Raw genomic sequence first — 21,491 nt, 5'->3', positions numbered from 1 at the left:
TTTTGCTTACCCTCTTTGCTTATCCTTTGGTACTACACAAGTACCTACTGCTTTACATACTACTATAGGCTCTTCTAATACGTCACATGCAGAGTCATTAATATCTGGTCTTGGAACAATAACCTTCCTTGCTTCAAATACCATTTTTCTTGAAGAATTTCCTAGCTTGATGATTTCTCCTACTGCTTCAATGTAATCTCCCGCATATACAGGCGCAGTGAATTCTACACTTTCATAGCCTGCAAATAATCCTTCGTCACCATCCTGTCTTATTAATAGTTCAGTGGCAACATCACCGAATAATTGGAGCATTTTTGCACCGTCAACTAAATTTCCACCATAATGTGCATCATGCATGCTCATCCTCATTCTTATCATTGCTTTGTTCATACTTCATACCCCCAAAATAATTTTATATTAAAACAAAGCCTTTTATAAATCTACGCCAATAGAACCTAAGGAACGAAAGTAGGCTCTGAGGTTTCCTTTTGAGCGATTTTTATTAACCTTTTTTTCCCTTAAAATCTTATAGAAAAATAGGTTGATATGATGAGCCAAAAGGATTCTCAGTGACTACTTGAGTAAGTTAAACTTTACAAGCGTAGAACTATATAGAAAATTTCTAGCGAAGCTTAATTTATACATATTAGAACATCCGATGATCCTAGGGAGTTTTGATGTGTATAAGTTAAAATTTTCACTTAGATCTCTATATAAAATTTTTCAAAGTAGACTTTGTTAAAATACGTAACGGAAACTATAAAGTTATCCTAGACTTTATAATGTTTATAATTTCCTATGTATTAGTAAGAAACGGTTTTAGACTACAAACCGTTTCTTATAAACAAAATTAGTTACTCTTTAGTTTTTCTTTAAAATGATTATTTTATCTGCAACAAAATCAAATATTTTATCATCTTCTTCACCATATATGAATACCTCGTCATTTTTGTCAAGATAATCAAAATCTCTATCACTACCACTTGTAGAAATTATATCGGCATCTTCAGCCAATACAGATATATACTCTGTCTTACTTCCATTTTTAACCTTTACCGTAATAGCTTCATAATCGTCATATATTTCTGTAATAACGCCGCTGATAGAGTCATTTGACTCTGCTTCTTCAGCTTCAATATCAGTTACTTCACCATTTTCTATTTTTAGCTCTACTCTATAGTCCACCTTTAAGTCGTTGATCGTACCGTCGTCATTATCAACTTCGATATCAGCATCGGAAGCTACAACATATGTCTCTGTTTCTCCATCTTCTCTTTCTATTGTAATCTTATCCTCATTTCCTAGGATGATTTCAGTTATTACGCCTTCATCTTCTTGGCTTTCAGTTTCGACGCTAGTGGCAACTATTTTTGTAACCTTATCATATTCAGTCGTTACAGTTACTATATCACCTTGAGCTAAATCAGTCAATTTCTTAGTCTTATTGTTCCTTTTCACTTCAACATCATCATCTACTTCTAGTTCATATGTCTTTTGCGTATGTGTCTTTATTTCTATTTTAGGATATTGATCAAAAACCACATTACTTTGTAGTATTCCCTCATATTCTCTTTTCTTCGATTCAGCAATAATTTTCTCAATTTCCTCACCGTCTATCGTTAAAGAAACTTTATCTCCCTTATCTAGATCTTCCATATCGGCATCTTTGTCATCAAGTAAAACAAAGGTATTCTTATCTGTCTCATAGCTTCTCTTTTTATCATTATCATCTTCCACAGTTACAAGATAATAGGATCCCATATTTGCAATATTGTATATAGTTCCTTCTAAGGATGAAATACTATCATCGGTTTCTATCTTTACCAATCTGCCATGTTCATCAACGTAAAGCTCTATCTTCTGGCCTTCTTCAAGGTATTTAATACTTGAACTTTTACCATCTATTAGTATCTTGGTATCTTCTTCAATTTTATATAGAGCACTCTCTCCATCCTTTTCCTTAACAAGTAGCTTATCATCATCTTCTAATACTACAGTTATTTCGCCCTCTTTAGTTTTTAAATCCTCATCTGATATCTCTGGCTTTGGATCTGGCTTAGTCTCAACCTTTATATCTGCTAAAATATCGTAGCTTATAGAGAACATCTTTGCTACTGCCGCTCTAACTATTGGCTTACCAGGATTAAAGTTTCCATTCTCATCGCCCTTTATGATTTTCTTGCGTACTAATAGATCAACATATTCATCAGCATCACTTGATATAAACTCCGCATCATTAAAATCGAAGGTTATTATAGCATTCTTTAGATTCTCATCTAGATAAAGATTTAAAGCCTTTCCTAAAAATACAGACACCTCAGTTCTAGTAGCCTTCTTAACAGAACCATCTGCGTTAAAGAAATCCTTAAGATCATCCTTGTCAATAATGTCCTTATCAAGTCCTACAGCTACTGCTTCCTCAGCCCATGTAGGTATATTAAATTGGTCTAAAGTTCCATTATGTTTTTTAACTACACTGTTTACATCTACACCTGCTAATTTGTTACTAGCCTTGAGCGTTCTAAATATCATAACCATAGTTGCTAATTTATCAACATTTTCAGATGGTCTAAAGGTTGCATCTGGAAATCCAGTTATAATTTTTTTCGCTGCCATCTTCTCAATATAGTCCTTGGCCCAATGGTCATCCCCAACGTCAGTAAAACTTTGAAGTGCTAAGACCCCTACGGTATTGGATATTAATAGTATTATTAGAGTTACTGCTGCTACTAGTGTTTTGTTGACTCTCTTCATTTGTTTTACCTCCCACTTGAACCCAGATTATACATAAAAAATCTAGGTTGAATTTTATACTATTAGTACTTCTATATAAAAAAAAGAAATCCTCTAATATATAAGGAAATTATACAATTTATGTGATAATTATTCTTTTTTTCTACAAATTTTTACTCTTGACCTTTTTAAGTCTAAAGAAATCTTCTCTCTCCTTCTCTTCAAGGGCTTCAGAGATGAACTTTACTTGCTTCCTATATTTAGGTATCTGTATCTTTTCTAGTCCATTTGCCCTCTTTTGAGTCTTCTTTATTTCCATCGCAAGCTTGTATATCGAATTTTCAATTTCAGCAAGCTCATAAATGAGATATTTTACCTCTTTAAACTTTGTTACCGCTATATCCAAGGCAGGATTGGTTCTAAAAAAGCCATAATATGGCTGTAGGTCTTTTTTCTCATATTTAACCGTTGGAATTTCTACCCCCATAATACTCTTAAGCAAAATATCGTATTCCTCTACCTTTGGAATAGACATAGCTACCTCCTCAACATTGTTAAGTCCCATAGTCACATTAACAACCTGAAGGGCTCTATATGCATCCTCAAAGGTAGTAGTTATTCTGCCTTGAACATCCTTAACCCTATCAATAAGTCCCATCATTTCCCTTATAAGAACACTTCTCTTCTTATCTAAAAGCTCATATCCTTTCTGAGAAAAAGTAAGAAGGTTTTTTGCCTTTATTAAATTGGCTTTTGTTGGCGTTGTGTTTAACATACGAATCTCCTCTCGGGGGGGTGTCTCAGAATGGCGAATTTCTGAAACACTCCGGGGCTAAACTCATAAGAGACCTTTATGAGTCAGCCCCTTTAAAATACTTCTCAATCATTTCTGGACTCAGTCTATCCAGCTCTTCTACTGGTAGGATACCAAGTATATCCCAAGCAAGCTCTAAACTTTGCTCAATATTTCTATTTTCATCGAAGCCTTGGGAAATAAACTTTCCTTCAAATTCTTTACCAAACTCCATGTATTTTTTATCAGTCTCCGATAGATCGTCCTCACCAATTATTTGGGCTAAAGCCCTAACCTCCATGACCCTTGAATACGATGCAAAAAGCTGATTAGAAACCTCAGGGTGATCCTCCCTTGTATATCCTTCTCCTATGCCGTCCTTCATAAGCCTAGACAACGATGGTAGTATATTTACCGGTGGATAAATATTATTTCTATACAACTCTCTCCCTAAAACAATTTGTCCCTCTGTTATATATCCAGTTAAATCAGGCACCGGGTGGGTGATATCATCATTTGGCATTGTGAGTACAGGTAATAGAGTTATAGAACCCTTACTATCCTTCATCATGCCTGCTCTCTCGTAGAGAGTAGCTAGATCAGAATAAAGATACCCGGGATATCCCTTTCTACTGGGAACTTCCTCCCTTGCAGAAGAAATCTCACGGAGGGCCTCACAATAACTTGTTATATCCGTCATTATTACAAGAATATGCATCCCCTCTTCAAAGGCAAGGTACTCAGCAGCCGTCAGTGCACATCTAGGAGTTATTATCCTCTCTACTATGGGATCATCGGCTAGATTAAGGTACATAACAACCCTTTCTATTGCTCCAGACTCTTCAAAGCTTCTTCTAAAATAATTTGCATCATCATGTTTTACACCTATAGCTGCAAAAACTACTCCAAATTCTTCATCGCTGTCCGAGCTAATCTTAGCCTGCCTTACTATCTGAGCCGCTAGCTCGTTATGGGACATTCCACTCCCCGAAAATATAGGAAGCTTCTGCCCCCTTATCAAAGTAGCAAGAGTATCTATTGAAGAAATGCCCGTCTGTATAAAATCTCTTGGATACTTCCTTGCAACAGGATTTATAGGTCTTCCATTGACATTATAATTAAGGTCACTGTAGATTTTGCCTCCATTATCAATAGCCCTACCAATTCCATTAAATGTTCTTCCTAAAATCTCCTTAGAAAGTGGGATTTCAAATGGCTTTCCAGTAAACCTTACACAAACATTTCTCGTAGATAGCCCAGATGTTCCTTCAAAAACCTGAGCTACCACCTTATCTCCCTCAATTTTTATTACCTTTCCCTTTCTCTCTTCCCCATCCATGTCAATAGTAATTATTTCACCATAGGATGCATCATCAACATCGGAAAGCATTATTAAGGGACCCTCTATTTTATCAAGTTTCAAGTATTCCTTTCTCATAAAATCACGTCCTAGATCTAAATATGATTTAGTTTACTCATACTTACCTAAAAGTCCATCATAAAATCCATCTATTTCTTCCTTTAATTCTTCTATCCTACCGAGATTATCGTTCGGAACGGTATACTTCATCTTGACTACTTCATTGAAGATTCTCTTATCCTTAACTTGAGATATTGGTACACCCCTCTTTATACCCTCATATGCCCTTTCATATAAATAGTCAATAAGCCTGAGCATTTCATATTGCTTATTTATAGGTACATAGGTGTCTATTTTATGAAAGGCATTCTGCTGTAAAAATCCTGTCTTTACAACCCTTGCAATCTCAAGAATAAGCCTCTGGTCATCTGGCAAAACATCCTCACCCACAAGCTGCACAATCTCTTGTAGCTTATCCTCCTTATGAAGTATCTTCATAAACTTATTTCTAAGGTCTATAACATCATCACTTACATTTTCTTCGTACCAATGCCCAAGGGTCTTAATATATCCACTATAGCTTGTGAGCCAATTAATAGCCGGGTAGTGCCTAGCATAGGCCAACTTTTTGTCCAGACCCAAAAATGCATTTACATACCTCTTTGTGTTTTCAGTTACCGGTTCTGAAAAATCTCCTCCAGCTGGGGAAACTGCACCAATAATAGTTACTGACGCCTCCTGTTCATTTAAAGTAGTAACATAACCTGCCCTTTCATAAAATTCTGCTAGCCTTGATGGTAAGTAAGCAGGATAGCCCTCTTCAGCCGGCATCTCCTCAAGCCTTCCCGAAATCTCCCTCAGTGCCTCTGCCCACCTTGAAGTTGAATCCGCCATAACGGCAACATGATACCCCATATCTCTAAAATACTCAGCCATGGTTATTCCAGTATATATACTTGCCTCCCTAGCAGCCACTGGCATATTAGACGTATTAGCTATCAAAATAGTTCTCTCCATTATAGGTTTATCCGTTTTAGGATCAATCAACTTTGGGAAATCCTCCAAAACCTCAGTCATCTCATTACCACGTTCACCACAGCCAATATACACAATGATATCGGCGTCTGACCATTTTGCCAGCTGATGCTGAGTCATGGTTTTACCCGTTCCAAAGCCACCGGGTATAGCAGCCGTTCCTCCCTTTGCTATAGGGAAAAATATATCTAATACCCTTTGTCCTGTAATCAGTGGGATATCAATAGGCCGTCTCTCCATAACCGGCCTTGGATTCCTTACCGCCCATTCCTGATACATCTTTAAGTCCCGCTCATTTCCTCCCTCTTCCTCTAAGGTCACCAATATTTCTTCAATATTATACTCTCCGTCGTCTATAGTCCACTTGACCCTTCCATTTATTCCTGGAGGCACAAGAAGTCTATGGGTTACCAAAGAGGTCTCCTTTACCTCGCCAAATATATCGCCTTGCCGTAGGTCATCTCCTTCACCTACAAGGATTTTAACAGACCACTTTTTTTCCTCATCAATTGATATAAGGCCTATACCTTCGGCAATAAAACCCTCGGAAATTTCATTTATTTTTTCAAGGGGTCTCTCAATACCATCAAAAATGTTTCCTATCATACCTGGCCCAAGCTTTAAAGACAAAGGCTTGCCCGTTGACATTACCATTTCCCCTGCCTTCAATCCCTCAGTCTCTTCATAAACCTGTATAGTGCCTTCATCCCCATCTATAGAAACTACCTCACCTATAAGCCTCTTATTCCCTACCATAACCATTTCACGCATCTTAAAATCAGCCATATTTCCTGCCTTTACCACAGGCCCATTTATGAGTTTTATAACACCTTCTTTACCCATCCAATCACCTCGCCAGTACTAGCCGTTATCCGCAAGCTCCCTATACAAAATCCGACCTATAAAGCTCCTGTTATCATCTATTTTAGTTTTAATCGAACAGTCAACCTTAATTGTTTTTTCCTCATCTACACCAATTACTCCACCTATAAAGTCCCGATCTAAGCTGAGAATCTCCACCTTATCAGCATTAGAGCCTCTAGTTTCTATCAATTCCTCCAGCATCTTCTTAAACCGCTCCTGGTCTCTATCTGTTATATATAAAGCTATATGCTCCTTACTTTTAAGGTTTTCCAAGACTTCAACCAAGCTACTTCTCAGATATTCTCCATAGCCATCTTCATACGTAAACTGAAAAGCCATCTTCTCTATCTTCTTTACAAAGTTGGTCAAAAGCTCCTCCTTTTTATTTAGAACAGCCCTCTTTTTCTCGATTTTAGCCTTTGAAACCAGACGATTTTTCTCCACTTCTCCTCTACCCGTCATATCATCAATTATCTTATCAGCCTTCTTCTTAATAGCCTCTCTATGCTTTACAAGCACCTCATTGTTCCTCTTATCTATCTCCCTTTTCTTATCCTCATATTCACCTTGAACCTTCTCAAGGACCAATTTTGTAAATACATCGAGTTTTCCTTCTACAGTAATCATACAAACACCTCAAATATATAGAGTTCCTAGTTAAACCTTAATTCCAATCGACTCACGTATATATCTATCTATATAATCCTCTCTCTTTTCTTCACCTTTGCCTGGTATTGCTATAATTAAGGGATAGTCCTTCTCCAGCTTCACCTTCATAATCTCTTCTTCTGCCCTAGAAAGAGTTTTTTCAGTCACTATTACAATACCTATGTTGCTATCAGAAACTACCCTCTCAAACACTTCTAAAGTCTCTTCTCTAGTTTTAGCTATTGCCCCTTCAATTCCTGCGAGTCTCATTCCTATCAGTATATCCTCATCATCACATATTAAATACGATCTCATACCATCACCTACAGCTTACCAAGAATCAGTATAGATATAATTAATCCATATATAGCTATCCCTTCTGCAAGGCCAACAAATATCAAAGTCTTTCCTAGTATCTTGGGATCTTCAGATACAGCTCCCAGTGCCGAAGATCCAACGGAACCAACGGCATATCCAGCTCCTAAAGTAGCTATTCCAGTACATAGAGCCGCGGCTAGATAACCTAAACCCGACGGATTACTCTGCCCCTCACCAAAGGCCAAAACTATATCTGGAATAAGAACAATAAGAGCTATAAGCATCAATGGAATAAAAGTAAACAAGTTGAATTTCAAAACCTTCTTAAGCTTAGCCTTCGATGTCTCATAGTCCCCATAGGTCATGATTATTCCAGAAGCTATCGTTAACAAAACAAGAATTGTAGAAGAAACAAAAATATATTTCATAATAAAACCCTCCAATTTTATTTACTAGTAACTAGCAGCTAGTGGCTATCCCCTACCTTCACTGGCTTAAACTCAATACCCTCACCTTGATAATATTTACTAAAGAGCTCATAATACTCTAATCTTAGACCTTGAATGAACACTATCAATCCTTCAAGAAAAATAACGATAATGTTTCCTGCAAGGAAAATTATTATACTTCCAGCAAAATTATTTATTATCCTAGCCATTGTCTGGAATGCAATAAATAATCCAACGTGATTAAGGGCAAAGGCTCCTACCCTTATAAAGGAAATAGTATTACTCATCATACTGAGTAGAGTTTCAAAAATATCAAATCCACTTTCCACATAATAACTTGATACATCTTCATGATATAGAGGTCTCTTATTAAGTATCAGATTACTCAGTGGCTCTCTTACCACAATAAGAACTAGAGAAATAAATATTACTATATAGGCGATATAAGAAGGTACTATCTCCCTTCCCGTAGCAAATTTTGCAATGATAGTCAGTAGGGCCAGATAGAATATCAGTCCATTCACGCCATTTCTTCCAAATATGCCTTCCTTTATATCATTTTGCTTCAATCTGTTGACAATACTGTATCCAAAACTCATCACAAGTAGCACTACACCTATCACAACCGACCCCATCAGCATAAAATCTATATGCTCTATAGGATGTACCAACAGGGCAGGTATTACATGCTCAAAGCCAAATATGCTTCCATATAAAACTCCGAAAATACAAGAGCTAATCCCCAGTCTCGTTAATATTCCACCATATAAGCTTTTCCGATTTTTCTTGCTAAAGTATATCCCCGCTAAAAATAGCACCAGTCCCTGACCAACATCACCAAACATAGCTCCAAATAAAAACATATAGGTCACACTTAGGAATAATGTTGGGTCTATCTCATTGTAGGATGGTACACCATACATCTTTACCAGCGACTCAAAGGGGTAGGTTAACTTATTATTCTTTAGCTTAGTAGGTGGTATTATGTATTTGTGAACCTCCGAGACCTCCTTAAACATTATCAGTACATTATAACCGTACTTTTCAAAGCTCTTTTCAATCTTTTTCTTATCACGAACCGGTACCCATCCCGAAAGATAGAAAAAACTATTGGTAGAAGCCGTTTGATTCTTTACCTTCTTCATCTCCTCTTGGAGCCTTAGTCTGCTATAGGCCTTTTCTACCACCAAACCGTATTTTTCCTTAAGTTCACCTAATCTACTCTCTACAGCCTCTAGTTTTGTGTTATTCTCAGCAATCTTATTCTCTGCATTTAACATAGTTTCTTCAGGTGTCCCCAGAAACTCCTCCGGAATATCTAACTCGTGAAAGTTCAACGATCTCAGTATCCTGTTTGTTTCAGTTTCAAGATCCTTCGGGCTGATTACCAGATACACTTCCCCTATCGTATTACTTCCTATATGTAAAACAATCGCAGAAATATTTTCATAGTTTTTCTTAAGTTTATTCATATTTTCTCTAGACAATATCCCGATTTTCGAACTAAAAAAATTAAGCTCCTTCAAAACACTTAAATCTACATTCGTTTTCTTTAGATGATGTATATGACTATCAAACTCCTTTATACTATTTAGTTCCTCAATCAGACTTTCCTTTTCTCCATAAACCCTTTGAACCTCAGAGTAAATATTTTCTATCTCCATAGTAAAGCCCTGAAAATCGTAATCTTCCTCTATATATTCCTCTTTGACGAGCCTTTCAAGACCGAAGAAATCAATTAAATCGTTAATCTTTCCTCCTATATTCTTATAATTATTCTCATCCTTATAGGGCTTTATAGTGCACATATCCACAAGTTCATCGAGGTTTTCTTCCAACACACACAAAGTAAAATTACTCTCGTTTATCTCATTTAGCGCATTGACAATATGAACATTTTTAAGAAGAACTACCTCCCGCGCTATATTATCTATTTCCTCGATAGGTGCAACAAGATTAAGCATTTCCATTGTCTCGACAGCCATAAAACACCTCCCGCTTAACCCAGATTCTTTATGGAAAGTTTAAAAATGTGCAAGTCGTTTTGAATTTCCCATGAATACTCTGGGTTAGATTTTTCTAACCAGAAACTTTTTCGTAGCCTCTCTATCCATTCCATACCGCACTGCCTCTACTATTGATATTATGTCCCTCATTTCATACTCCATCAGGTGCATAAATACAACAGACTCAATAATATTCATCTTTTCTCTTTTCTTATAATCAAGAAACAAGAAATATAAATACCTCTCAATACGCCTTTCCATAAAAATCTCAAGAGTATCCCTATTATCAAATAAAAAACCATATTTCGAATCTATCATCTTGCTTATCAGTTCGTCTTCATTTTTTGTATAGCACAGTTCTTTTATCCTTTTATAATTTAAATAATAACCGTAATGCAGGGTATAGTTCACAAGTTCCTCTGGCGTGAGCTTGTAAAACTTCAATCCCCTATAAATCCATTGTAGGTTGAGTAAATCTACGTTTTTACCAAGAAGCTCTCTGAGGATATTTCTATCCTCTTTACTGAGTTTCTCTATCTGTTCACTTAGAAGCTTGAAATAAAGTCTATCAAGAGACATGGACATATAAAACATCCTTCTCTGAGAGTCTTCACTTACATATGCCTTCAGCGCATTATAATAAATCGTGTCCTCTAGATTATCTACTAACTCCTGTAAACCTTTAGAATCACTAAGAGCTTCATAGTCTACCGTACTATAACTTCCCGAATACACTATCAATTCCTTTACAGAACCTAAATCTTCGCCCCTATTGATAGCCCTCAAATATAGCTTTAAGTCCTCTATCTCATATCTAATAAATAGGATTTTAAAAAGTTTTCTATATTCATCAGTAAAATGATGTATTAGCTTTTCATATTGTCCTACAATATACTTTTTTAATAAAAGCTCCAATTGATCTACCTGTAGAGTATATGTATCAGCATCCCTTAGCACTTTAAAATAGGCAGTATTATCCTTCAAATAGTCAGCAATTTCCCTAACAGACCCTGCAGCTATCAAATTCCTATAGTCATCCTTGGACAACAACCTTCCTTCAAGTGCCCTAATCTTTGTATTTATAGAAGCAAACCTTCTTACATTCCCCATACCCTCACATCCTAATGATAGTCTTTTGGGTTAGTCTAGCCTTCCTTTCACACATCTACATAAACAACTCCTTAAATATTTCTTTCTCCAATTTCTTATGGATTTTCTGGAAATTACTTTCAAGGCTCTCACATTCTTTTTTAGTCATCAGTTTCATTTCATTACATTTATTTTGACCTTGTTTTAAAAGTTTATTATATTTCTTGTTGCCTATTTCCTTAGCCTTCGTTAGTTCTTTTTTCTCTATCTCTAATAATTTTTCATTCAGTTTTTTCCCATTCTCATTTATTAACTTTTCAGTCTTTGTCTTTATGTCTAAGGCCTTATTATCTATATCTACTATTTTATCTATGATATTTTCCATATAGAATCACCTCTTTTTGGCTTAATATATTGTATATTATATATTACTATTATAAATTCCTGTTAAAGTTTTTAAACATTTTAAATTTTTTGAATAGTTTTTCTTCATAAAAAAATAAAGCCTTCTGATATCACTTCATCAGAAGGCTTTGTTTTAAATTACTCTATTTCGAAAATCTCTATCCAATATTAATTTCCTGATATAGTTGTTCTTCCTACTCCAGTTGAATCTTCAAGGGTAAGTACAGCAAGATTGTAGTCTAATATATTTTGAGAAAGTCCAAGTTTAGCTGAAAGTAAAGTGTTCTGAGCTTTTTGAACATCCGTTAATACACTCATCCCTACATCATAAGATGATTTAGTAAGTCTTAAAGCTTCCTCAGCTAATTCCACAGATTTTTCTCCAGCTTTGATATCTTCTTGCTTTTGTAATACATCTAAATAGTTAACTCTAATCTCCATTTCGATAAGCTTTCTAGTATTCTTTAAATCTTCTTCTGCTTTCTTTAAAGTAACAGTAGCATCTCTATGGTCAAATACATTTTCAGTATACTTCTTATCAGCTGCATCAAATTTTAGCTTTGCTAATTCATATGAATACTCCGATGCCTTAATCTCATTTCTAGTAACTAATGCTTTTGAAATAGCCTCAGCTAAATCAGTTCCTTCATAATCCTTATACCCTAGTTCATCCTTAAGTTCTATATTTGTCATTACATCATATCCAAGCTCTACATTCAATGCCATTGTAGCCTTTTTAACTGTATCCTGTGAAGCTCTATACTTGTTCTCTGCTTCCTGAACATTAAATTCGCTTTGTAAAACTTCCTGCTTAGTAACTAATCCTAAATCAAACTTTTGCTTAGTTTTATTATAAAGGTCTTCAGTTATCTCTAAATTTTCTTTATTAATACTCACCATTTCTTCAGCCTGTAACAATTGGAAATATGACTCTTCGATCTTTGATTTTAAGCTTACTATTGTTACTTCATGGTTTCTCTTTGCATTATCTACCAAAAATGCTTCCTGAAGATCAGGAATCTTCATCAACTCTATATTCGATATAGTTCCTTCCTGAGCATAAGAATTTGAAGCCTTTTTAGCCTTCTTTATTGATTTGCTAAGCTTATCAGCATCTACATCTGCCTTTTCAATATCAATTTCACTTTTTTCTATTGTGACATTGTCCTCTAATCCAACTTCTATAGCCTTATCTAAAGTCAGCTCGATGGCCTGTCCTTGGAAATCCATACTATTAATTATTGTTGATTCTGCTGTAGCAAATCCTAGCAAAGATAAAGATAGAACTGCTGTTAAAACTATTGACTTAGTTTTCTTTTTCAACTTTTTAACCTCCTTAGAATTCAGTGACCCATCGGTCAATTATACTAATATTGTAAACTATTCTATTTTTCATGTCAATCTTTTGGCGCCTTAATTTTATCAATATTAGATTAATATTTTATTAAATTTCTATAAATTTTTCATAAAATGAATATTTTCTCACTCAGCCACATATATTTTTTAAATATAGTTTATAAAGTCCGTTTTTTATTCATACTATATTATAAAGAAACTGATATCGCTAGGGGTAGTATGTAGTGGTATTTCAAATTCCTTAAATATGTTATACAGGAGGTAAACTATGAAGGAAGAACTGATTGATACTGTAAAAGAATTTATAGCAGTATGCGATGAACTCCATGATAACGGTAAAATCGATGACCAGCTATATGATGAATTGACAAAAAATAAAATAGCTTTTTTAAACAATGTAGCAAGTCAAGCCACATAGACTAATATTTTAGTTTTAGGGCCCTTCTTATTGCATCATGATAAGCACAAGCTTCCTGAAAAACTTCAGGAAGCTTGTATTTTTTTGAAACCATTTTTCCAAGACAAATTCGACCGAAACGAAGGGTTTCTATATCCCCTCAGTTTTGATTACTCCAGTACAAGTCGCTTCTTCTCGAAAACGTCCTCATTTATTTTAATGAAAATCTTATCTGCTTTTTTAAGCTTATCCATGTCTTTTTGAGTTTTAATAGAAATAGACCCTTCATCTACTAAGTATTTAAGTACCAGCTTCATATCTGTTAATTTTACCTTAGTAGTCTTCTGGATATGATCAACTGTTGCCATCAGATTTCCATTGTTATTAATAAGTAAAGTTAATATCATATTAAAGGCATTCTGATGCTTTATTTCAAACTTAATGTTTTCTACTGCTTTAATCTCTTCTTCATCAAGATTTAAAACCTCTTCTGGCTTTGGAACAGGGATATTGTACACATATACAATATCATCCTCACTGTCCTTTCCAATCTTAATAAGTTTGAAGTCTGAAAGCAACTTTAAGTCATCTTGTCTATTTTCAGGATATTTAAATCCAAGTTTGTTAAGGAGTCTTTTCTTTTCTTCGATAACCTGTGGCATTTTGTTATCTTCAGTTAGCTTTGCACCTAATAATTTTGTCGTTGCTTCTTTTCCCTTAATTTTCTCTGTCATTAAATAACCTATCAGTAAGTACATTTTATAAGTAGTTTCAGGCATATAGCGCACCCACATATATTCATGTATCTCTCTAGGCAATTGTATAGTACCCTTCTTATTCATAAAAACTCTCCCCTTTTCTCTATTTTATCAAGAAGTGTTTTGTTAATATTATCTGCTTTCCAGCAATCAGTCTAAACTCATATCTTCCTATTTTCCAATTTGCTTCTTGTTTTTTAAGTTGAATATTAAGACTTCCCGCCTTGTCTATCCTAATTGGAACAGTAGCTACCGGCTGCTTTGTTTCGATGTAAACCAATTGACCAATAAGCTCTACAGCCTTACCTTCAGGCATATTAATATTGAATGGTATATTCAATTCTTCTTGGTCTCTTTTAAATTCACTAACGATCATAAACGGTATAGTTATCTGTCCCTTACCTGTAATTCCTAAAACAAGCTGATAAAATCCACTTCTCCATCCTTTTTCAGGTCTGTGAAGATTGATCCCTGCCTTAGCATCATTAATAGGTATCTCAAATTTAGAAACATTGTTTTTATCTCCATTAAATATCAGGGCAGCTTGCACCTTATCCCCTTCATAATCCTTTAATTCTAGATTGAAGGTAATCTTAGGAGATTGGTTTGAGAAGAATTTCACGCTTACATCTGCCCTTCGCTGAGTCTCCTGCTTTCTTTGTAGCGCTTCAAGATCCACAGCCTCAGTTACTACAAAGTTTATATTTCTAGCTTCTTCTCCACCAACAAAGATTTTAGCCTGGTACCATCCCATTTTCCAATCCTTGTCCTTGGCCTTTTCAAATTCTATTGGGAATACTCCTTTGACATTGAGCTTATGATCATATTCACTCAGTTCTTGCTCTATACCATCACCAAAATAATATAGACCAACCTCTACCTCAATCTCTTCTGTGGCATTAATATCAGCATTAAAACTAATCTTAGGATAATTTGCTGGTATCTTAGTTAAGTATTCCATATTTACCTTATATTTATCCTCTAATTCCTTTAATTTTCTTTCTCGTTCTTCTGCTGTAATCTGCTCTACTTGATCAGATTGCTTTTCTTCCTTTTTCTTAAGAGCAAATATATATCTTATCGTCTCTTCCTTTATATCGTGAAGCATACCATTAAACAGATCAAAAGCTTCTCTATTAAAGACTCTAACAGGGTCTTCCTTACCTACTCCTTGGAATCCTATCCCCTGTCTGATTTGCTCAACTATATCTAGATGCTCCATCCACTTCTTATCAATATTTCTCATGAAGATTAGACGTTCTAGATATCTAAACTTTGAGTCTCCACTAACCTCTTCTCTCTCTCTATATATCTCAAGACCTTCATCAATTATAGTATTTTTAAGTTTTTCTTTATCAAGCTTTACTACTTCATCGACATCTAAATCCTTTAAACTAACTCTACCGTTAAAACTAAGCTTCGTATCCAAATAATCTTGGAGTCCTGCCAAATCCCATTGTTCCGGATAAGGATGCTCATTTGTATAACCTTCAACAACATCTTCTATAGTTTCTTTCATCATGGTTTTGATGAAATCACTCATATCTTCACCATTCAATATTTTGTTTCTTTCATTATATATGGTTTCTCTTTGATTATTTAAAATCTGGTCAAATTCTAATGTACTTTTTCTAATTCTAAAATTGATAGATTCAATTGTCTTCTGAGTATTTTCAACAGCCTTAGACACCAGTTTATCATGTATAGGTTCATCATCAGGTGCTCCGAGCTTTTCTACCAACTCTTTAGTCTTTTCCATTTTCTCTGTTCCAAGTTTTTCAAAAAGATTGTCCTCTAAAGAAATATAGAATATTGATTCACCTGGATCACCCTGTCTACCAGAACGACCTCTAAGCTGATTATCTATTCTTCTAGAATCATGCCTTTCGGTTCCAAGTACCAAAAGCCCACCTAATTCCGCTACACCTTCCTCAAGCTTAATGTCGGTTCCTCTACCAGCCATATTGGTAGCTATAGTGACAGCTCCTCTATGACCTGCCTGTGTAATTATTTCAGCTTCACCCTTATCTTGCTTTGCATTGAGAAGATTATGAGGAATTTTCCTCTTCTCTAGCATCTCGCTTACCTTTTCTGATTCATCTATATATATAGTACCAACAAGTATAGGCTGCCCCTGCATATGTCTTTCTTCTATTTCATTTACAATAGCCCTATATTTCTCTGCCTTTGTCTTATATATCCTGTCCTCTTGGTCGATCCTAATCATTTCTTTATTAGTTGGCACAACCATAACATCCATACCGTATATATTTTTAAATTCTACCCTTTCGGTATAGGCAGTTCCCGTCATCCCAGCCAGTTTTTCAAACTTTCTAAAATAATTCTGGAAGGTTATAGTCGCCAAAGTCTTTGATTCCTTTTGAACCTCAAGACCTTCCTTTGCCTCTATAGCCTGATGTAGACCTCTACTGAATCTCCTTCCAGGCATAAGTCTCCCAGTGAACTTATCTACTATCTGAATTTCTCCATCCTTAACTACATAATCTTGGTCCCTTTTCATAACATAGTTCGCATGGAGACTTTGTCTTACATGATGTAGTAATTCCATATTTTTTACATCAGCGATATTTTCAAGACCAAAAACCCTCTCAGCCTTATCCATCCCTGAATCACTTAAAGTAACCATCTTATTATCATTGTTAGACTCATAATCCTCTTCCTTAAGACTCTTTGCAAATCTATCAACGGTAATATAATACTGAGAAGGTCTACTTCCTTGACCAGAAATTATAAGCGGAGTACGTGACTCATCTATTAGTATACTATCGATTTCGTCAATTATAGCATAGTTCAAATCCCTCTGAACCACATTTTCCTTAAGTACAGCCATATTATCTCTAAGGTAGTCAAATCCAAACTCACTATTAGTTCCATAGGTTATATCAGCTTCATAGGCAGCCTTTTTCTCCTTAGGCTGCATTTCTCTAGCAATAAGACCTACGCTTAGTCCTAGAAACTCGTGTATTTGACCCATTTCTTCTCTATCTCTTGTAGCAAGATACTCATTAACCGTTACTACAAATACCCCTTTACCAGTCAAAGCATTTAAGTATGAAGGCAAGGTAGCCACAAGGGTCTTTCCTTCCCCGGTTTTCATCTCAGCTATTTTACCCTCATGTAAAGCTATTCCACCCATTAGCTGTACTGGATAATGCTTCATTCCTAGTACCCTGTCAGAAGCTTCTCTTACAACCGCAAAGGCTTCTTCCAATATATCATCAAGGCTTTGACCGTTTTCTAGCCTTTCCTTGAACTCCTCGGTTTTATTTCTAAGTTGATCATCGGATAATTCCTTTAGCGTATCCTCATATGATAATATCTTTTCAACTCTCTTTTCCAGCTGTCTTAGATTCCTCTCATTGGAATCGACTAGACCTTTTATGAACTTCTTCATTCTTTTCCTCCTAGCAATTTGTATGAAAACAACCTACGAAGGTATATCCACTAAAGTTCATTTTACCACTATTCATACAAATTTAAAAGAATAGCCTATTATCTTTCTTCAAAATGTAAAGTAATTGTAAAATACCTCAGTACTAGTCTTCAGTTGTAAATTTCATTCTTACACTCTTAACAAGATTTTTGTCATTAGTAGACTTAACGTCTTGATTTATAATTAAACTATACTCTTCATCGGGATTATAATTAGCTTCTGGAATAATAGTCACTGACTTTTTATCTGACAATAAGCTCAGGTTACAATCCACAAAGCTGTATTTTGAGTCAATAATATATATGTTAGAAACATTTACAGTATCAGAATCCAGCTCAGTATTAAACTTTATTGTCCATTCCTTATCTAGTGGTACATTTGCCATATCGTTAACGTATTCGTATTCTTCATCCTCTACTAATATCGAATTAATAGCTCCTACTGGATTTATGATCCCATGACCATAATAATTATCCTTCCCCTCTTCACCTCTATCTATAGCCGTACTAGTTAATATATTTTCAATTTCACTAGGCGTTAATGACTTGTCCATAGATTTCAGCATCGCACAGATCCCTGCTACATAAGGCGATGAAAAGGAAGTTCCATCTACCATGCTGTATTCTCCATCAGCATCAGTAGTAAATATGCTCTCTCCTGGAGCTACAAGATCTACAGCCGAATTATAATTAGAAAAATATGATATCTCTTCATTGCTATCTATAGATCCAACGGAAATGACACTTCCAAAACCAGCAGGGTATTGAACCTTATTCTCTTCATGCCCTTCATTTCCCGCTGAGGCTACAACAACTATGTTATTATTGATTGCTCTTTGAATAGCCTTTTCTTCTGCTTCATAGTATGAGCCCCCCATACTTATATTTATGACATCAACATTCATAGATACTGCATAGTCAATAGCTGATACTACATCTATACCCGTAGGCTCTACCTTTAAAGGCAATATACCTACATTGAACTCTCCTGAAACTCCTGCTATACCCGTATTATTATTTGTCTGAGCAGCAATAACTCCTGACACCCACGTTCCATGACCGTTTGTGTCATTAGTATTGCTGTCGCTATAAGGATATGAAAAACTGCGTCCTCCAGAGACGATTCTACTCTCCAAGTCTTCATGTTCAGCATATATACCACTATCAACAACAGCCACTACAACCTCATCGCCGCCTTCTAAGAGTTCCCATGCCCTTATAACATCTATATTTTCATTAGTTAATCCCCACTGCAAGTTGTATAATGGGTCATTAGGAATGGATAAATACTCTCTTCTCACATCCTCTTGCACACTTTCTATCGATTCATCCTCCATTAACCCGTCAATTACACTTTGTACATCTTCATTTTCATCAATAGTTATAATCTCCATGTTTATATTCTCTAATCTCTTGCTTGTCTTTATCCTGGGTTCAATTGACTCAGCAAAACTCGAGTCCATATCTGCCACTCTTTGCATAGCTCTTGAGGCGCCTTCCTTATATACTATCAATAGCCTTTTTTCTGAGCCATTCTCACCATCTACCTGTATATTTTCATCTTCATTTCCAAAGGCATATAGATTTGAAGACATTACCATAACCAACATTAATAACACAGCAATTATTTTTTTCATAAGTCCCCCTCCAGTTTCTATCGATCCTCTAGTTTATCTTTCTTACTCCTCCAAATCTATCTAAAACTCAATTACAAACTCCATTGCCACAGGCTTCTTTAATTCCTTTCCCTTATAGGATTCAACATCATCGTCAATTTTTATAATATATGTATTTCCGCTTATGTAGTCTTCATCAGGAGCGTAAATTTTAACGCTCTTACCATCACTCTGAAGCTTTACCTTAGTTTCAACCTTTTCGCCACTCGATTTGTCTTCTATGTATATGTTCTTATTATTTACAGTATCGGAATCTAACTTCTGATTAAACTTTATTATCCAGTCCTTACTATCTGAGACATCCTTCTGTTCATCTAGCATTTCAAAACCATCGCAGATCGTAGCAATCTCATATTCCCTCTCAACTAAAAGTGCATCATACTCATCTATCTCATTATCGTAATTTATATCCAATATATCTAGATCTTCATCTTCATTTATATTATCCATTATTTCATCCACATCATCTAGATCGGTTTCACCATCATCGTTAACATCGCTATCTCTCATGGACTTAGTCCAGTTCATAGCCACCCATCCAATACTTTCGTCTTCTCTATCCTCATCTACAGTTCTCACCTTATATCTTACATATCCATTGTGGTACTCAGGGCCAGCTAGGGTGATCATAGCTACTCGAGGTGATATAGTCTCAATCTTATCCCAGTCATCATCTCTAAGCACCAAACCACTCTTTGCCATATTTATAATGATATCACCATAGTCATAGGTCTTGTATTCCCCTTTATGCTTTGGCTTAGGTGTATCAAAGTCATCATCTTCATCGGGTAGACCAGTCTCAGGTAGATCATCTTCATCTATCTTAGTGATTTCCTCGTCAAACTCATCCTCAGCATAGTCAAGAACCTTGTCTTGATAAGCCTTTCTCTGAACCCAGGATATATGATCATATGGTATCATATTAGGGTTGTTGCTTTCAGACCATCCATTATATGCCCAGATAGCAAAGTACCAGTTCTCCAATATCCTTGGATCCCCATCTCCTACCTTAGGAATTATTGGGTTGCTTCTAAAAGCATAATTCCATTTACTTAATAGTATATCGGCTCCAGCCTCAATATTATATTCTACATCGTACTTCAGTTTTTCCTCATCATAGGCAGTATGCACCTTTGGAGTTACCTGCATTACCCCATAACTAACACCGTCAAAGCTTACAAGAGGATCTCCATCTTCAAACTGCCTTAATCCACTTTCAGTATATGCTATAGCCTTCAATATAACCGGTGGAATACCCTTGTCCAAGGAAACCGCCTCAATTATATCTTCCATTTCATCTCTATCGGGATTCTCATAATATTTATTGTATTTTCTTGAAGGCTCAGATCCCTTGTCTATTATATCCATATCCTCTATATCCTTAGTATCTTCCTCATCCAGCTCGAAATCGCCTTCATCATATATGTACTCTCTAATCAGATACTCACTTGGATAACCATTTGGATCATCACCACTATATAGAGGCATTTTTTCAATAATCCTGCCATCATCGACTTCAATTACGCCTTTATAAATATCTCTTCTTCTAAAGATTGATTCAAATTCATCGTCTTCCATTCTATATACCCTATAGCTTAGCAGCGAACTAGACCCCTCATCCTTTGTAGCTACTACTATTTCCAAGTTTCCATCATCGGTTAGGTCCTCATATAGGATATCATATAAAAAACCATCATAACTTATCTCGTCTTCTCCTATAGATATCTCCTGATCTTCCCTATCTATAACTATCTTCGTCTCATCTTCTCCATCCTGGTCAATATCTAAATAATACTTCTCTATATCCCAACTTCTAACTTTATACTCCTCTATTTCGTCTCCAAAGGCAGTACTAAAACTAATACACACAGTTAATAGACTCAATAGAAGAATCATTGTTTTCTTGTAATTCATTGTCTAATCCCCCCATAAACTGTCGTAATCATCATTTTATTATATCACACTAATTTGTTAAAAGTATGTAATTATATAAAATATCCAAAAAAATACATTTTTTAAAAAAAGACTGAAACACCTTGATAAAAAGCCGTGTATAGCTACCGAGGATGAAAATGTGACAAGGGGACTGGCCCATCTGACATGCGCTCTTCCCAGCGTGTCTGGGGGCCTGTCCCCTTGTCACGTTTTCCA

Annotated in this window: 17 protein-coding genes; 1 reads left to right on the top strand and 16 read right to left on the bottom strand. The window is 35.6% G+C overall.

The genetic code is table 11. From position 1 onward, the window contains the following. Nucleotides 1-6 precede the first annotated feature (6 nt). The 12 genes from R9X47_RS18860 to R9X47_RS18805 all read right to left on the bottom strand — a co-directional run bounded on the left by R9X47_RS18860 (nucleotide 7) and on the right by R9X47_RS18805 (nucleotide 13,023). Nucleotides 7-390: a hotdog domain-containing protein gene (locus R9X47_RS18860; protein ID WP_432662576.1), complete on the bottom strand. Its 384-nt coding sequence runs from the start codon at nucleotides 388-390 to the stop codon at nucleotides 7-9. 471 nt (nucleotides 391-861) lie between these two features. Then, complete coding sequence (locus tag R9X47_RS18855) at nucleotides 862-2,754, bottom strand: S-layer homology domain-containing protein (RefSeq protein ID WP_432662575.1); 1,893 nt, start codon at nucleotides 2,752-2,754, stop codon at nucleotides 862-864. Nucleotides 2,755-2,896: 142 nt separating this feature from the next. Next, entirely contained in the window at nucleotides 2,897-3,508 is a 612-nt protein-coding gene (locus R9X47_RS18850) for a V-type ATP synthase subunit D (RefSeq protein ID WP_432662574.1), read from the bottom strand. A 76-nt stretch (nucleotides 3,509-3,584) separates the two neighbouring features. After that, entirely contained in the window at nucleotides 3,585-4,964 is a 1,380-nt protein-coding gene (locus R9X47_RS18845) for a V-type ATP synthase subunit B (RefSeq protein WP_432662573.1), read from the bottom strand. 33 nt (nucleotides 4,965-4,997) lie between these two features. Continuing rightward, a complete protein-coding gene (locus R9X47_RS18840) occupies nucleotides 4,998-6,764 on the bottom strand; it encodes a V-type ATP synthase subunit A (RefSeq protein ID WP_432662572.1) in 1,767 nt (588 codons plus the stop codon). An 18-nt stretch (nucleotides 6,765-6,782) separates the two neighbouring features. Further along, nucleotides 6,783-7,412: a V-type ATP synthase subunit E gene (locus R9X47_RS18835; protein ID WP_432662571.1), complete on the bottom strand. Its 630-nt coding sequence runs from the start codon at nucleotides 7,410-7,412 to the stop codon at nucleotides 6,783-6,785. Nucleotides 7,413-7,442: 30 nt separating this feature from the next. Continuing rightward, nucleotides 7,443-7,748, bottom strand: coding sequence for a V-type ATP synthase subunit F (locus R9X47_RS18830; RefSeq protein ID WP_432662570.1), 306 nt, complete (start codon nucleotides 7,746-7,748; stop codon nucleotides 7,443-7,445). Nucleotides 7,749-7,756: 8 nt separating this feature from the next. Beyond that, nucleotides 7,757-8,179 (bottom strand): ATP synthase subunit C, encoded by a 423-nt coding sequence (locus tag R9X47_RS18825; protein WP_432662569.1) that lies wholly within the window; start codon nucleotides 8,177-8,179, stop codon nucleotides 7,757-7,759. 38 nt (nucleotides 8,180-8,217) lie between these two features. Then, the gene (locus R9X47_RS18820) at nucleotides 8,218-10,185 is read right to left on the bottom strand and encodes a V-type ATP synthase subunit I (RefSeq protein ID WP_432662568.1); all 1,968 of its coding nucleotides are present in this window, start codon (nucleotides 10,183-10,185) and stop codon (nucleotides 8,218-8,220) included. Between the two features lie 84 nt (nucleotides 10,186-10,269). After that, nucleotides 10,270-11,316: a V-type ATPase subunit gene (locus tag R9X47_RS18815; protein WP_432662567.1), complete on the bottom strand. Its 1,047-nt coding sequence runs from the start codon at nucleotides 11,314-11,316 to the stop codon at nucleotides 10,270-10,272. A 55-nt stretch (nucleotides 11,317-11,371) separates the two neighbouring features. Then, complete coding sequence (locus R9X47_RS18810; RefSeq protein ID WP_432662566.1) at nucleotides 11,372-11,680, bottom strand: hypothetical protein; 309 nt, start codon at nucleotides 11,678-11,680, stop codon at nucleotides 11,372-11,374. A gap of 188 nt (nucleotides 11,681-11,868) precedes the next feature. Further along, nucleotides 11,869-13,023 carry a TolC family protein gene (locus R9X47_RS18805; protein ID WP_432662565.1) on the bottom strand — a complete coding sequence of 385 codons (1,155 nt, stop codon included), beginning with the start codon at nucleotides 13,021-13,023 and terminating at the stop codon, nucleotides 11,869-11,871. Between the two features lie 301 nt (nucleotides 13,024-13,324). On the opposite strand from R9X47_RS18805, the gene R9X47_RS18800 reads away from it, so the two are divergent. After that, a complete protein-coding gene (locus R9X47_RS18800) occupies nucleotides 13,325-13,474 on the top strand; it encodes a hypothetical protein (RefSeq protein WP_432662564.1) in 150 nt (49 codons plus the stop codon). A gap of 149 nt (nucleotides 13,475-13,623) precedes the next feature. Here the strand turns inward: R9X47_RS18800 and R9X47_RS18795 are convergent, their stop codons facing one another. The 4 genes from R9X47_RS18795 to R9X47_RS18780 form a co-directional block, all read right to left on the bottom strand. Further along, nucleotides 13,624-14,295: a DUF6042 family protein gene (locus R9X47_RS18795; RefSeq protein ID WP_432662563.1), complete on the bottom strand. Its 672-nt coding sequence runs from the start codon at nucleotides 14,293-14,295 to the stop codon at nucleotides 13,624-13,626. Nucleotides 14,296-14,314: 19 nt separating this feature from the next. Further along, the gene (gene secA / locus R9X47_RS18790) at nucleotides 14,315-17,626 is read right to left on the bottom strand and encodes a preprotein translocase subunit SecA (RefSeq protein ID WP_432662562.1); all 3,312 of its coding nucleotides are present in this window, start codon (nucleotides 17,624-17,626) and stop codon (nucleotides 14,315-14,317) included. Between the two features lie 142 nt (nucleotides 17,627-17,768). Next, nucleotides 17,769-19,301 carry a S8 family serine peptidase gene (locus R9X47_RS18785; RefSeq protein WP_432662561.1) on the bottom strand — a complete coding sequence of 511 codons (1,533 nt, stop codon included), beginning with the start codon at nucleotides 19,299-19,301 and terminating at the stop codon, nucleotides 17,769-17,771. 60 nt (nucleotides 19,302-19,361) lie between these two features. Beyond that, entirely contained in the window at nucleotides 19,362-21,254 is a 1,893-nt protein-coding gene (locus R9X47_RS18780) for an Ig-like domain-containing protein (RefSeq protein ID WP_432662560.1), read from the bottom strand. Nucleotides 21,255-21,491 lie beyond the last annotated feature (237 nt).

It is taken from the genome of Wukongibacter baidiensis (genome assembly GCF_050888315.1).
In the GTDB taxonomy this organism is placed as follows: Bacteria; Bacillota; Clostridia; order Peptostreptococcales; family Caminicellaceae; genus Wukongibacter; species Wukongibacter baidiensis.
Note: the sequence above shows the minus strand (reverse complement) of the source record. Positions and strands in the feature narration are given on the sequence as shown.

What these genes read in the sequence shown, in the direction of transcription:
- R9X47_RS18845 (WP_432662573.1), bottom strand. Translation starts at nt 4,964, where the DNA reads ATGAGAAAGGAATACTTGAAACTTGATAAAATAGAGGGTCCCTTAATA.
- R9X47_RS18840 (WP_432662572.1), bottom strand. Translation starts at nt 6,764, where the DNA reads ATGGGTAAAGAAGGTGTTATAAAACTCATAAATGGGCCTGTGGTAAAG.
- R9X47_RS18835 (WP_432662571.1), bottom strand. Translation starts at nt 7,412, where the DNA reads ATGATTACTGTAGAAGGAAAACTCGATGTATTTACAAAATTGGTCCTT.
- R9X47_RS18850 (WP_432662574.1), bottom strand. Translation starts at nt 3,508, where the DNA reads ATGTTAAACACAACGCCAACAAAAGCCAATTTAATAAAGGCAAAAAAC.
- R9X47_RS18860 (WP_432662576.1), bottom strand. Translation starts at nt 390, where the DNA reads ATGAACAAAGCAATGATAAGAATGAGGATGAGCATGCATGATGCACAT.
- R9X47_RS18785 (WP_432662561.1), bottom strand. Translation starts at nt 19,301, where the DNA reads ATGAAAAAAATAATTGCTGTGTTATTAATGTTGGTTATGGTAATGTCT.
- R9X47_RS18795 (WP_432662563.1), bottom strand. Translation starts at nt 14,295, where the DNA reads ATGAATAAGAAGGGTACTATACAATTGCCTAGAGAGATACATGAATAT.
- R9X47_RS18810 (WP_432662566.1), bottom strand. Translation starts at nt 11,680, where the DNA reads ATGGAAAATATCATAGATAAAATAGTAGATATAGATAATAAGGCCTTA.
- R9X47_RS18830 (WP_432662570.1), bottom strand. Translation starts at nt 7,748, where the DNA reads ATGAGATCGTATTTAATATGTGATGATGAGGATATACTGATAGGAATG.
- secA (WP_432662562.1), bottom strand. Translation starts at nt 17,626, where the DNA reads ATGAAGAAGTTCATAAAAGGTCTAGTCGATTCCAATGAGAGGAATCTA.
- R9X47_RS18780 (WP_432662560.1), bottom strand. Translation starts at nt 21,254, where the DNA reads ATGAATTACAAGAAAACAATGATTCTTCTATTGAGTCTATTAACTGTG.
- R9X47_RS18820 (WP_432662568.1), bottom strand. Translation starts at nt 10,185, where the DNA reads ATGGCTGTCGAGACAATGGAAATGCTTAATCTTGTTGCACCTATCGAG.
- R9X47_RS18825 (WP_432662569.1), bottom strand. Translation starts at nt 8,179, where the DNA reads ATGAAATATATTTTTGTTTCTTCTACAATTCTTGTTTTGTTAACGATA.
- R9X47_RS18800 (WP_432662564.1), top strand. Translation starts at nt 13,325, where the DNA reads ATGAAGGAAGAACTGATTGATACTGTAAAAGAATTTATAGCAGTATGC.
- R9X47_RS18855 (WP_432662575.1), bottom strand. Translation starts at nt 2,754, where the DNA reads ATGAAGAGAGTCAACAAAACACTAGTAGCAGCAGTAACTCTAATAATA.
- R9X47_RS18815 (WP_432662567.1), bottom strand. Translation starts at nt 11,316, where the DNA reads ATGGGGAATGTAAGAAGGTTTGCTTCTATAAATACAAAGATTAGGGCA.